This window comes from Paraburkholderia sp. BR10923 (genome assembly GCF_040948765.1).
Classification (GTDB): domain Bacteria; phylum Pseudomonadota; class Gammaproteobacteria; order Burkholderiales; family Burkholderiaceae; genus Paraburkholderia; species Paraburkholderia youngii.
Genome location: NZ_JBFPKO010000007.1, coordinates 109,316 through 122,372, shown reverse-complemented (window position 1 = coordinate 122,372; position 13,057 = coordinate 109,316). Strand labels below are relative to the sequence as shown.

Annotated in this window: 9 protein-coding genes; 6 read left to right on the top strand and 3 right to left on the bottom strand. The window is 63.0% G+C overall.

The genetic code is table 11. From position 1 onward, the window contains the following. Window positions 1-82: 82 nt before the first annotated feature. Window positions 83-1,603, bottom strand: coding sequence for an efflux transporter outer membrane subunit (locus AB3X94_RS15195; protein WP_176108912.1), 1,521 nt, complete (start codon window positions 1,601-1,603; stop codon window positions 83-85). A 52-nt stretch (window positions 1,604-1,655) separates the two neighbouring features. Next, window positions 1,656-2,171, bottom strand: coding sequence for a MarR family winged helix-turn-helix transcriptional regulator (locus tag AB3X94_RS15190; protein ID WP_176108911.1), 516 nt, complete (start codon window positions 2,169-2,171; stop codon window positions 1,656-1,658). A gap of 326 nt (window positions 2,172-2,497) precedes the next feature. On the opposite strand from AB3X94_RS15190, the gene typA reads away from it, so the two are divergent. The 6 genes from typA (at window position 2,498) to AB3X94_RS15160 (ending at window position 12,329) form a co-directional block, all read left to right on the top strand. Then, window positions 2,498-4,327, top strand: a complete 1,830-nt coding sequence (gene typA / locus AB3X94_RS15185) for a translational GTPase TypA (RefSeq protein ID WP_176108910.1) — start codon at window positions 2,498-2,500, stop codon at window positions 4,325-4,327. Window positions 4,328-4,732: 405 nt separating this feature from the next. Next, window positions 4,733-7,594 carry a 2-oxoglutarate dehydrogenase E1 component gene (locus AB3X94_RS15180; RefSeq protein WP_368611972.1) on the top strand — a complete coding sequence of 954 codons (2,862 nt, stop codon included), beginning with the start codon at window positions 4,733-4,735 and terminating at the stop codon, window positions 7,592-7,594. Between the two features lie 141 nt (window positions 7,595-7,735). Then, a complete protein-coding gene (odhB, locus tag AB3X94_RS15175) occupies window positions 7,736-9,016 on the top strand; it encodes a 2-oxoglutarate dehydrogenase complex dihydrolipoyllysine-residue succinyltransferase (RefSeq protein ID WP_176108908.1) in 1,281 nt (426 codons plus the stop codon). Window positions 9,017-9,155: 139 nt separating this feature from the next. Further along, window positions 9,156-10,586 carry a dihydrolipoyl dehydrogenase gene (gene lpdA, locus AB3X94_RS15170; protein WP_368611971.1) on the top strand — a complete coding sequence of 477 codons (1,431 nt, stop codon included), beginning with the start codon at window positions 9,156-9,158 and terminating at the stop codon, window positions 10,584-10,586. Between the two features lie 88 nt (window positions 10,587-10,674). Beyond that, window positions 10,675-11,772 carry a cell division protein ZapE gene (gene zapE, locus AB3X94_RS15165; protein ID WP_176108906.1) on the top strand — a complete coding sequence of 366 codons (1,098 nt, stop codon included), beginning with the start codon at window positions 10,675-10,677 and terminating at the stop codon, window positions 11,770-11,772. 98 nt (window positions 11,773-11,870) lie between these two features. After that, a complete protein-coding gene (locus AB3X94_RS15160) occupies window positions 11,871-12,329 on the top strand; it encodes a transposase (protein ID WP_368611970.1) in 459 nt (152 codons plus the stop codon). A gap of 162 nt (window positions 12,330-12,491) precedes the next feature. Here the strand turns inward: AB3X94_RS15160 and AB3X94_RS15155 are convergent, their stop codons facing one another. After that, entirely contained in the window at window positions 12,492-12,977 is a 486-nt protein-coding gene (locus tag AB3X94_RS15155) for a DUF2147 domain-containing protein (protein ID WP_176108904.1), read from the bottom strand. Window positions 12,978-13,057: the final 80 nt, after the last annotated feature.

The following is a 13,057-nucleotide window of genomic DNA, read 5'->3' as shown; positions in this document are numbered from 1 at the left end:
GATGTGCTCCGGGTTCTTTTGAACGTCGTCGTTTATTCGGGTGTTCGTGTGTATGCGTGTGGGTTGCCGCGGGCGGTCTCGCTCAGTTCGCGGCGGTGCGCGTGGCGTGGTTCGCGGCGTTGGCCGATGCGGGAGCATCGGTCGGCACGACGAGACCGGTCTGGGTCGCGTCGAAGCCGCCGCCCAGTGCCTTGATCAGGCCGATCTGCAGACTGCGGCGGCGCATCTGCAGACCGGTGACCGTCTGCTCGGCGGCGAGGCGGTTGTCGTCCGCGGTCAGCACCTGCAGTTGCGGCGACAGCCCGGCCTTATAGCGGATCACGGCCAGCTGGTACGCCTTGCTCGACGCCTCGAGCGCGCGCTGGGCGTCGCCTTCCTGGCGGTCGATCGAGCGGATCGACGACACCTGCGTGGACACGTCCTGCAGCGCGTTGATCAGCGTCTGGTTGTAGTTCGCGACGTCGCCCTCGAAGTCGGCGTAGCGGCCCTTCAACTGCGCACGCAACGCGCCGGCGTCGAAGAGTGGCAGATGGATCGCTGGGCCGAACTGGATCTGACGGCTCGACGAGGTCAGGAAACGGCCCCAGCCGAAGGCGTCGAAGCCGAAGCCGGCCGCGAGATTCACGTCCGGAAAGAACTCGGCTTTCGCTTCCTTGACGTCGTGCATCGCGGCCTCGACCTGCCAGCGCGCGGCGACGATGTCCGCGCGACGCGCCACGAGGTCGGCCGGGATGTTGTCCGGCAGCGCGACCACGTTGCCGCCGGTGAGCACCGGCTTGTCGATCTGCAGGCCACGGTCCGGGCCTTTGCCGAGCAGCGCGCCCAACTGGTAGCGCACGACGGTGATCTGGCCGTCGAGGTCGGTCAGGTTCGACTGGCTCGTCGCGATGTTGCCGGCGGCGGTCTGCTTCTCGACGTTGGTGTCGAGACCGGCCGTCACGCGGTTATCCGTGATACGGCCGACGTCCTGGCGGTTCGCGATTTCACGCGCGGCGATGTCGCGGAACGCGTACAGCTGCGCGAGCTGATTGTAGGTGCTCGCGACCGACGCGGCGAGCGTCACGCGCGCCTGCTGCATGTCGGCTTCGGCGGCTTTCTGCTGCGACACGGCCTGGCCGAGGCGCTGACGATTCTTGCCCCACAGGTCGAGATCCCACGACGCGCTCGCGAGCACGTTGTTCTCGCTAAACCAGGTGCCGCCGAACGGAGGCGGGAAGAGGGCGTTCGCCGAGTACAGTTCGCGGGTCCACGAATAGCTTAGTTCGGCCTTCGGGAACAGCGCCGAGCGCGAGCTTTCGATATACGACGAAGCCTTCGCGAGCCGCGCCTGCGCCTGGGCGATCGACGGGCTGCCCTCGAGCGCCTCCGCGATCAGCTTCGGCAGTTGCGGGTCCCCGAACTGGTTGGCCCAGTCGAGCGATGGCCACTGGCCGCCCTCGTTGGGCAGACTCTGCGTCGACTCATACTGCGTCGGCGAGGCGATCTGCTTGTCGCTCTTGACGCCGAAGTAGTTCGCGCAGCCTGTGAGGGCGAGCGCCGTCACCGCCGCGGCGACAGCAGCCCGGCTCGACAGCGCGGGCGCGGACAGGGAAAGGGATTTCATCGCTCGACTCTTCTTTGAGTGGAATGTATTGATGGACGCAGCAAGCAAGCTATTACGATTTGTTATCGGGATGGCTTGAGGCATCGCGGGAAAGTCCCGTGTGTTCGCCGGAATTGGCGAGCACGCGGCGCAGCATGCTCTTCAGGAAGCCCACTTCCTCCGGGGTGAACCCGTTCAGCAGGGTATCGAGCACGCCGTTGAAAATTGCCGGCATGCGGGCCGCGATCGCATTGCCTTCCGGCGTCAAGGCGAGGCGCACGACGCGCCGGTCTTCGTTGCTGCGCACCCGCGTGAGCAGGCCGCGCTTTTCGAGCCGGTCGATCAGGCGCGTGACGGCGCTTGCGTCGATACCATATTCACGCGCCAACTCGGCCGCGAGCAGGCATTTGCCGCTCGCCACCATGAACAGGATGCTGCCTTGCTGGCTAGTGATGCCGAGCTCGGCCATGCTGCGCTGCGTAACCAGATTGTGCAGAGTCGATTTCACCCGCGAGATCAGATAACCGACGCTTTCGCCGAGTTGATACTCGCTGAGATCCGGCGTGGGTTCGTTGGACGGCTCCGTCATGATTCTCGTGCGATTGCAATGGTTGACTAGGCATTAGTATAGCTGGCTGTTGATTGACACGACAAGCGTAAATACAGCTTAGGCAAGGATTATTTCCTGCTCAAGTCAGATGCCGTACGGATCGACGTAGGGCGCGGGCGACGCGGTATTCGCGAAGTCAGCGGGGACGCGGAGGGCGTACGGTCTATCGGGGAATACCAGAAAGGATCATCCGCGCGTGCTATAATTTTGGGTTCCCAAAAGTGCGCTTTGGGCTTGTTGTCGTGGTTTGGCTCGTCAACCAGCAGCATAAGCAAGCGGCGCACTCAACCGTCTTCAGGTTTCCTATGACCCGCGCCCTACGCAACATCGCCATCATCGCTCACGTCGACCACGGCAAGACCACGCTCGTCGATCAGCTCCTCCGTCAGACCGCCACGTTCCGCGAGAACCAGCAGATCGCCGAGCGCGTGATGGACTCGAACGACATCGAAAAAGAGCGCGGCATCACGATCCTGTCGAAAAACTGCGCGGTGGAGTACGAAGGCACGCACATCAATATTGTCGACACGCCGGGGCACGCCGACTTCGGCGGCGAAGTGGAGCGCGTGCTGTCGATGGTCGACTCGGTGCTGCTGCTCGTCGACGCGGTGGAAGGCCCGATGCCGCAAACCCGCTTTGTCACGAAGAAGGCGCTCGCGCTCGGCCTGAAGCCGATCGTCGTGATCAACAAGGTCGACCGTCCGGGCGCGCGGGTCGACTGGGTGATCAACCAGACCTTCGACCTGTTCGACAAGCTCGGCGCGAGCGAAGAGCAGCTCGACTTCCCGATCGTCTACGCATCGGGGCTGAACGGCTATGCGGGTCTTACGCCTGACGTGCGCGACGGCGACATGCGTCCGCTGTTCGAGGCAATCCTTCAGCACGTGCCGGTGCGCCCGGCCGACCCGGAAGGTCCGCTGCAACTGCAGATCACGTCGCTCGACTACTCGTCGTACGTCGGCCGTATCGGCATTGGCCGTATCACGCGCGGCCGCATCAAGCCGGGCATGGCCGTCGCGGTGCGCTCGGGCCCTGAAGGCGAAATCCTCAATCGCAAGATCAACCAGGTGCTGTCGTTCAAGGGTCTCGATCGCGTGCAGGTCGATTCGGCTGAAGCGGGTGACATCGTGCTGATCAACGGTATCGAGGAAGTGGGCATCGGCGTGACGATCTGTTCGCCGGAGCAGCCGGAAGCGCTGCCGATGATCACCGTCGACGAACCCACGCTGACGATGAACTTCCTCGTCAACTCGTCGCCGCTCGCGGGCCGCGAAGGCAAGTTCGTCACGAGCCGTCAGATTCGCGATCGCCTGATGAAAGAGCTGAACCACAACGTCGCGCTGCGCGTGCGCGATACCGGCGACGAAACCACATTCGAAGTGGCAGGCCGCGGTGAGCTGCACCTGACCATTCTGGTCGAAAACATGCGCCGCGAAGGCTACGAGCTGGCCGTGTCGCGTCCGCGTGTCGTGATGCAGGAAATCAACGGCGAGAAGCACGAGCCGTACGAAAACCTGACCGTCGACATGGAGGACACCCACCAGGGCGGCGTGATGGAAGAACTCGGCCGCCGCAAGGGCGAAATGCTCGACATGGCGTCGGACGGCCGTGGCCGCACGCGTCTCGAGTACCGTATTTCGGCACGTGGTCTGATCGGCTTCCAGTCGGAATTCCTCACGCTGACGCGCGGCACGGGTCTGATGAGCCACACGTTCGATTCATACCAGCCGGTCAAGGAAGGCGCGGTCGGCGAGCGTCGCAACGGCGTGCTGATCTCGCAGGACGACGGCGCGGCAGTCGCGTACGCACTGTGGAAGCTGCAGGATCGCGGCCGCATGTTCGTGTCGCCGGGCGAGGCGCTGTATGAAGGCATGATCATCGGCATTCACAGCCGCGACAACGACCTCGTCGTGAACCCGATCAAGGGCAAGCAACTCACCAACGTGCGCGCGTCGGGCACCGATGAAGCCGTGCGTCTCGTGCCGCCGGTTCAGCTGTCGCTCGAATACGCGGTCGAGTTCATCGACGACGACGAACTGGTCGAAGTCACGCCGAAGTCGATCCGTCTGCGCAAGCGCTACCTGAAGGAACATGAGCGCCGCAGCGCGAGCCGCAACAAGGTTGCCGGCGAATAAGCGGGTTTCGAATCCGTTTGGATAGCAGGGAACGGAAGCCACCTTCGGGTGGCTTTTTCGTTTTCGGCGCACCGACACTTGTGGCGCTGCATCATGCCCGGCACTTTCCGGGCGGCACAGGTGTAGACACCTATTGCGCAATTCGCCTTCTCATTTTCTACAGAACACTATTGCGCGCTGTGAAGAAGCACCCCGTCATCCGCGAAACGCCCGCCATCACTGGCTTTGCCGCGTGTGCTGTCCGCTATCTGGGCTATTCGTTCTGTGCTATGCTCCCGGGTGCAAAGTTTTAGGTCCTTCCAAGCAAGACTTGATTCGCGCAATCCGCTAAACGGTCAGGCCGTGTCGCGGAAGGTTCTGTAACCCGCTATTTCTCGAGAAACTCGAAGAAAGGTGAGCGTAAAAATGATGAAGCAATTCCAGTCGAACTCTTATCTGTTCGGCGGCAATGCTCCGTACGTTGAAGAAATGTACGAAGCGTATCTCGATAATCCGGCGTCAGTGCCCGAGACCTGGCGCAGCTATTTCGATGCGTTGCAGAACGTGCCTGCATCGGATGGCAGCAACGCCAACGACGTGGCCCACGGCCCGATCGTCGAATCGTTTGCACAGCGCGCCAAGGCCAATGCCTTCCTGCCGCGCGCAACTACCGGCGGCGAAGATCTCGCAACCGCCCGCAAACAGGTTTACGTCCAGTCCCTCATCGGCGCATATCGCTTCCTCGGCTCGCAATGGGCCAATCTCGATCCTCTGAAGCGCCGCGAACGTCCCGCGATCCCCGAACTTGAACCCGCGTTCTACGACTTCACCGAAGCCGACATGGACCAGGAGTTCAGCGCAACGAATCTGTACTTCGGCTTCGAGCGCGCGACGCTGCGCGAGATCGTCAAAGCCCTGCGCGACACGTACTGCGGCACGATCGGCGCCGAGTACATGTACATCAGCGATCCGGAACAGAAGCGCTGGTGGAAGGAACGCCTCGAATCGATCCGTTCGACGCCGAACTTCAGCAACGACAAAAAGAAGCACATCCTGAACCGCCTGACGGCCGCCGAAGGCCTCGAGCGTTTCCTGCACACCAAGTACGTCGGCCAGAAGCGCTTCTCGCTCGAAGGCGGCGAGAGCTTCATCGCGGCGATGGACGAAGTCGTGCGTCACGGCGGTCTGCGCGGCGTTCAGGAAATCGTCATCGCGATGGCTCACCGTGGCCGTCTGAACGTGCTGGTCAACACGCTCGGCAAGATGCCGGCCGACCTGTTCGCTGAATTCGAAGGCAAGCACGTCGACGATCTGCCGGCCGGCGACGTGAAGTACCACAAGGGCTTCTCGTCGGACGTCGCGACCGAAGGCGGTCCGGTTCACCTGTCGCTCGCGTTCAACCCGTCGCACCTCGAAATCGTCAACCCGGTGGTCGAGGGCTCGGCGAAGGCGCGTATGGACCGCCGCGGCGACGAAAACGGCGTCCAGGTGCTGCCGGTGCAGATCCACGGCGACGCGGCGTTCGCAGGCCAGGGCGTCGTGATGGAAACGCTGAACCTTGCGCAAACGCGCGGTTATGGCACGCACGGCACGCTGCACATCGTCATCAACAACCAGATCGGCTTCACGACGTCGGACCCGCGCGATTCGCGCTCCACGTTGTACTGCTCGGACGTCGTCAAGATGATCGAAGCGCCGGTGCTGCACGTGAACGGTGACGATCCCGAAGCGGTCGTGCTGGCCATCCAGATGGCGATCGACTTCCGCATGCAGTTCCACAAGGACGTCGTCGTCGACATCGTCTGCTTCCGCAAGCTCGGCCACAACGAGCAGGACACCCCGGCGGTCACGCAGCCGCTGATGTACAAGACGATCTCGAAGCACCCGGGCACGCGCGCGCTGTACGCTGAAAAGCTCGTGCAGCAGGGCGTCATCAAGGCCGACGAAGGCGATGAATTCGTCAAGGCCTACCGCAAGGCGATGGACGAAGGCCATCACACGATCGACCCGGTGCTCTCGAACTACAAGAGCAAGTACGCGGTGGACTGGGTTCCGTTCCTGAACCGCAAGTGGACCGACGCGGCCGACACGGCCGTGCCGCTCGCGGAACTGAAGCGCCTCGCCGAGCGCATCACCACGATTCCGGAAAACTTCAAGGTTCACCCGCTCGTCGAGCGCGTGATCAACGACCGTCGCGCCATGGGCCGCGGCGAAGCGAAGCTCGACTGGGGCATGGGCGAGCACCTCGCGTTCGCATCGCTGGTCGCATCCGGTTACGCGGTTCGTCTGACCGGTCAGGATTCGGGCCGCGGCACGTTCACGCACCGTCATGCGGTGCTGCACGACCAGAACCGCGAGCGCTGGAACGACGGCACCTACGTGCCGCTGCAGAACATCGCCGAAGGTCAGGCGAAGTTCACGGTGATCGACTCGGTGCTGTCGGAAGAAGCGGTGCTCGGCTTCGAATACGGTTACTCAACCGCTGAACCGAACACGTTCGTCGCGTGGGAAGCGCAGTTCGGCGACTTCGTGAACGGCGCGCAGGTCGTAATCGACCAGTTCATCTCGTCGGGCGAAGTGAAGTGGGGCCGCGTGTCGGGCCTGACGATGCTGCTGCCGCATGGCTACGAAGGCCAGGGTCCGGAGCACTCGTCGGCGCGTATCGAGCGTTTCCTGCAACTGTGCGCAGACCACAACATGCAGGTCGTACAGCCGACCACGCCGGCGCAGATCTTCCACCTGCTGCGTCGCCAGATGATCCGTCTGTTCCGCAAGCCGCTGATCGTCGCAACGCCGAAGTCGCTGCTGCGTCACAAGGAAGCCGTGTCGGATCTGTCGGAACTCGCGAAGGGTTCGTTCCAGCCGGTGATCGGCGAAGTGGACGAAACCATCGACGCGAAGAAGGTCAAGCGCGTGCTGGTCTGCTCGGGCCGCGTGTACTACGACCTGGTCGCGCATCGCCGCGAAGCGAAGGTGAACGACGTCGCGATCGTCCGTATCGAACAGCTGTATCCGTTCGCTCACAAGCAGTTCGAAGCGGAAATGAAGAAGCACGACAACGCAACGGAAGTGGTGTGGGTGCAGGACGAGCCGCAGAATCAGGGCCCGTGGTTCTACATCGAGCACCATCTGAAGGAAGGCATGAAGGAAGGGCAGAAGCTGGCGTACAGCGGCCGTCCGGCTTCGGCTTCGCCTGCGGTGGGCTACTACGCGAAGCACTACGAGCAGCAGAAGGCGCTGGTCGAAGGCGCTTTCGGCCGCCTCAAGAGCGCGTCGATCGCCAAGTAAAGAAACAGACGAGCCCGGGAGAACGCAGTGCGTTTTCCCGCGCCGCGCCGAACGATCCCATGAGATTCAGGCGCGGCGCTCGTGGTTCGCAGGCGGTCGCGATGAAGCGCCGTCACCCGATACGTATTCAGGATACTCATAATGGCTATTGTTGAAGTCAAGGTTCCCCAGCTCTCCGAGTCGGTCTCGGAAGCGACCATGCTGCAGTGGAAGAAGAAGCCCGGCGAGGCTGTCGCTCAGGACGAAATCCTCATCGAAATCGAGACCGACAAGGTCGTGCTCGAAGTGCCGGCTCCGGCAGCAGGCGTGCTCGCGCAAGTCATCTCGAACGACGGCGACACGGTCACGGCGGACCAGGTGATCGCGAAGATCGACACCGAAGGCACCGCAGGCGCCGCCGCTGTCGAAGCCGAAGTGAAGCCGGCTCCGGTCGCCGCAGCGGCTCCCGCGCCGGCGGCTCAGTCGACAACTGCGGCTGCCGCCGCAACGGGCTCGAACACCGCAGCTTCGCCGGCTGCCGGCAAGCTGATGGCCGAAAAGGGTCTGGCCGCTGGCGACGTCGCCGGCACCGGCCGCGACGGCCGCATCACCAAGGGCGACGTGCTGACCGCAGGCGCTCCGGCTGCCAAGGCTGCACCGGCTCCGGCTGCCGCACCGAAGGCTGCGAAGCCGTCGCTGCCGGACGTCAAGGCTCCAGCATCGGCCGACCAGTGGTTGAAGGACCGTCCGGAACAGCGCGTGCCGATGTCGCGTCTGCGTGCGCGTATCGCCGAGCGTCTGCTCGAGTCGCAGCAAACCAACGCCATCCTCACGACGTTCAACGAAGTGAACATGGCGCCGGTCATGGATCTGCGCAACAAGTACAAGGACAAGTTCGAGAAGGAACACGGCGTGAAGCTCGGCTTCATGTCGTTCTTCGTGAAGGCGGCTGTTCATGCGCTGAAGAAGTTCCCGCTCGTGAACGCGTCGATCGACGGTAACGACATCGTCTATCACGGCTACTTCGACATCGGTATCGCGGTCGGTTCGCCGCGCGGTCTGGTGGTGCCGATCCTGCGCAATGCAGATCAGCTGAGCCTCGCCGACATCGAGAAGAAGATCGCCGAATTCGGCCAGAAGGCGAAGGACGGCAAGCTGTCGATCGAAGAAATGACCGGCGGTACGTTCTCGATCTCGAACGGCGGCGTGTTCGGCTCGATGCTGTCGACCCCGATCATCAACCCGCCGCAGTCCGCGATTCTCGGCGTGCACGCCACCAAGGAACGCGCTGTGGTCGAAAACGGCCAGATCGTGATCCGCCCGATGAACTACCTCGCGCTGTCGTACGACCACCGGATCATCGACGGCCGCGAAGCCGTGCTGTCGCTGGTCGCGATGAAGGACGCGCTGGAAGATCCGGCACGTCTGCTGCTCGACCTGTAAGCGCCCGCTCGGACCGCGCCGGCTTGTGAATCCGCAAACCGGCGCCATCTAGTCAGTACGTATCTCGCATTCCGCAGTACAGGAACGGCGCGCGCCACCTTGGGTGGTCCGGCGCCGTTCCGCTATCAAAGGGATTGTCATGTCCAAAGAATTTGACGTCGTCGTGATCGGCGCAGGCCCTGGCGGTTACATCGCCGCCATCCGCGCAGCGCAGCTCGGCAAGACCGTCGCATGTATCGAAAAGTGGAAGAACCCGGCCGGCGCGCTGAAGCTTGGCGGCACCTGCCTGAACGTCGGCTGCATTCCGTCGAAGGCGCTGCTCGCGTCGTCGGAAGAGTTTGAAAACGCGTCGCATCACCTCGCCGACCACGGCATCTCGGTGGATAACGTCTCGGTCGATATCTCGAAGATGATGGCCCGCAAGGACGGCATCGTCGAGAAGATGACCAAGGGCATCGAATTCCTGTTCCGCAAGAACAAGATCACGTGGCTCAAGGGCCACGGCAAGTTCACCGGCAAGACCGACGCCGGCGTGCAGATCGAAGTGAGCGGCGAGGGTGAAACCGAAGTCGTCACCGCGAAGAACGTGATCATCGCGACGGGTTCGAAGGCGCGTCATCTGCCGGGCATCCCGGTCGACAACAAGCTGATCGCCGACAACGAAGGCGCACTGTCGTTCGACACGGCACCGAAGAAGCTCGCCGTGATCGGCGCAGGCGTGATCGGTCTGGAGCTCGGCTCGGTGTGGCGCCGTCTCGGCGCTGACGTGACCGTGCTCGAAGCGCTGCCGGAGTTCCTCGGCGCGGCTGACCAGGCGCTGTCGAAGGAAGCGGCCAAGCAGTTCAAGAAGCAGGGTCTCGACATCCACGTCGGCGTGAAGGTCGGCGAAGTGAAGACGGGCGCGAACGGCGTGACGATCGCCTACACGGACAAGGACGGCAACGCGCAGACGCTCGAAGCCGACCGCCTGATCGTGTCGGTCGGCCGCGTGCCGAACACCGACAACCTCGGCCTCGAATCGATCGGCCTGAAGGCCAACGAGCGCGGCTTCATCGACGTCGACGACCACTGCGCGACGCCTGTGCCGAACGTGTACGCGATCGGCGACGTGGTGCGTGGCCCGATGCTCGCGCACAAGGCTGAAGACGAAGGCGTGATGGTCGCGGAAGTGATCGACGGCCAGAAGCCGCACATCGATTACAACTGCGTTCCGTGGGTGATCTACACCGAGCCGGAAATCGCATGGGTCGGCAAGACCGAGCAGCAGCTGAAGGCCGAGGGCCGCGAGATCAAGACGGGCCAGTTCCCGTTCATGGCGAACGGCCGCGCGCTCGGCATCAACAAGGCGGACGGTTTCGTCAAGATGATCGCCGACGCGAAGACCGACGAGCTGCTCGGCGTGCACATCATCTCGGCGGACGCATCGGACCTGATCGCGGAAGCCGTGGTGGCGATGGAGTTCAAGGCGGCGTCGGAAGACATCGGCCGGATTTGCCATCCGCACCCGTCGCTGTCGGAAGTCATGCGTGAAGCGGCACTCGCCGTCGACAAGCGCGCGCTGAACATGTAAGCGCGCACGCCTGGCCGAAACGCAACCTTGGCATCACCAAAGGCGGGCGGGGTTCACTCCCTCCCGCCTTTCTTTTTGCAGCAACACGATGAACGTCACCGAATACTACGAAAAAGAACTGCAGACGCGCGGTTATCAATCCGATCCGGCGCAGCGCGCGGCGGTCGACCGCCTGCAGCGGTGCTATGAAGAGTGGACCGAATACAAGGCGCGCCGCTCGAACGCGTTCAGGAAGTTGATCATTCACCCGGATCTGCCGCGCGGCGTGTACATGTGGGGCGGCGTGGGCCGCGGCAAGAGCTTCCTGATGGACAGCTTCTACATGATCGTGCCGTTGCATCGCAAAACCCGTCTGCACTTCCATGAGTTTATGCGTGAAGTGCATCGCGAGCTCGAAGAACTCAAGGGCCGCGCCGATCCGCTCGACGAACTCGCGCGTCGCATCGCGAAGCGCTATCGGCTGATCTGCTTCGACGAATTCCACGTGTCGGACATCGCCGACGCGATGATCCTGTATCGCCTGCTCGACAAGCTGTTCGAGAACGGCGTGCAGTTCGTGATGACGTCCAACTACGCGCCCGACACGCTGTATCCGGACGGCCTGCATCGCGACCGCATGCTGCCCGCGATCGAGCTGATCAAGCAGAAGCTCGACGTGGTCAACGTCGATGCGGGGATCGACTATCGCCAGCGCACGCTGGCCCAGGTCGAGGTCTATCACACGCCACTGGACGCCGCTGCCGGCAAGGCGCTGCGCGACGCTTTCGCGCGCCTCGCCGCGGTGCCCGACGAAAGTCCGCTGCTGCATATCGAGAAGCGCGAGCTGAAGGCGCTGCGCCGCGCGGACGGCGTCGTCTGGTTCGACTTCGCGACGCTGTGCGGCGGGCCGCGCTCGCAGAACGACTACCTCGAACTCGCGACCCGGTTTCACGCGGTGATCCTGTCGGACGTGCCGCAGATGTCGGTGCGCATGGCGTCGGAAGCGCGCCGCTTTACGTGGCTCATCGACGTGTTCTACGACCACAAGGTCAAGCTGCTGATGTCGGCCGCGGTGCCGCCGGAGGAGTTGTACGTCGATGGCCCGATGGCCAACGAATTCACGCGGACGGTGTCGCGAATCGTCGAGATGCAGTCGAAGGAGTATCTCGATACACCTCGCCGGATCGTCGACACGTCTCTAACCTGAGCATCGGCGTACGACAGTTTTTAGGAATCGGAGTGGTCTTATATTCCGCGCGCGGGTGACTGGCTATCTTTTGTCGTTGTTCTGACAAAGGAGGAAGCATGAACTCGTACCGCGAAATCACCGATGAAGAATGGCAGCGCGTTGCGCCACTGCTGCCCGAACTCCGGCCGCGTACCGAAATGCGTGGCCGTCCGCTTGCCAATACCCGCTCAGTGCTCAACGGCGTGCTTTGGGTCATGTATAGCGGCGCCACCTGGTCCACCATGCCGCGCCGCTACCCGTCGTATCAGACCTGTCATCGCCGCTTCAAGTCCTGGTACCAATCGGGCGTGCTCAAACACGTCACGGAACAACTGCTCGGTACCGCGAGCGAAGATCTCTGCAGATTGATGGAAGCGCGTATGCGCACGCACGCGAGCGCGCAGCACAAGCGCGCCGCGGCCCGCCGCGCAGCCGCGGCGTTCCGTGTTCCGCCCGCCGTGTATGACCAGGTATCCGCCAAGTCGGTGCCGCCGACGCCGTCAGGTTACGCTGCATCGTTCAAGCAGGCAGCATGACCCTCGCAAACAACTTGCCCCAATGAAGAACGGCCGCGCGATTGTTGATCGCCGGCCGCTTTTTTATGCTGTGCCTGCTGGGGCTGAGCGCGCCATCGTTGCGGCATGAGGCGCTCATTCAGGCAATGTGCGAGGCGCCGTACATGGGCCCCACGTCGAAGCTCACTGCTGCCGGATCCACGTCTGCGAGCGGCCGAGCAGCGCGACGCCAATATAGCCTCGCACCACGAGCTTGTTGCCGCCGTCTTCGAGATGCATCTTGCACTTGTAGACCTTGCCGTTTTCAGGATCGAGAATCTGGCCATGATCCCACGCGTCGCCATCCTTCTTCATGCTGTTGATGATGGTCATGCCGAGGATCGGTTGGTCCTTGCGCGCGTCGGTGCATGCACTACAGCGGCGATCCGGCTGGTCGTTCGCGCCGAGACCCTTGATGACCTTGCCGTTCAATTCGCCATTGGCGTCTTGTGTGATCTGCACGAGCGCTTTCGGCTGGCCCGTATGATCGTCGATGGTTTGCCACGTGCCGATCGGTGTCTCAGTCTGTGCCATCGCGGTCACGGCGCTGGCGAGCAGGGCGCCGGCGAGCGCGGCGTGACGGGCGGTGCGCAGCGCATGCGCGCGCACACGTTGAGTGAATCGAGTCATTACCTTCCTCCTTGATATGAGACGGCGCGATCGTGGTCGCGCGGCATTATGGGCCGTTTGCATCGCCAGCGCAGAATACG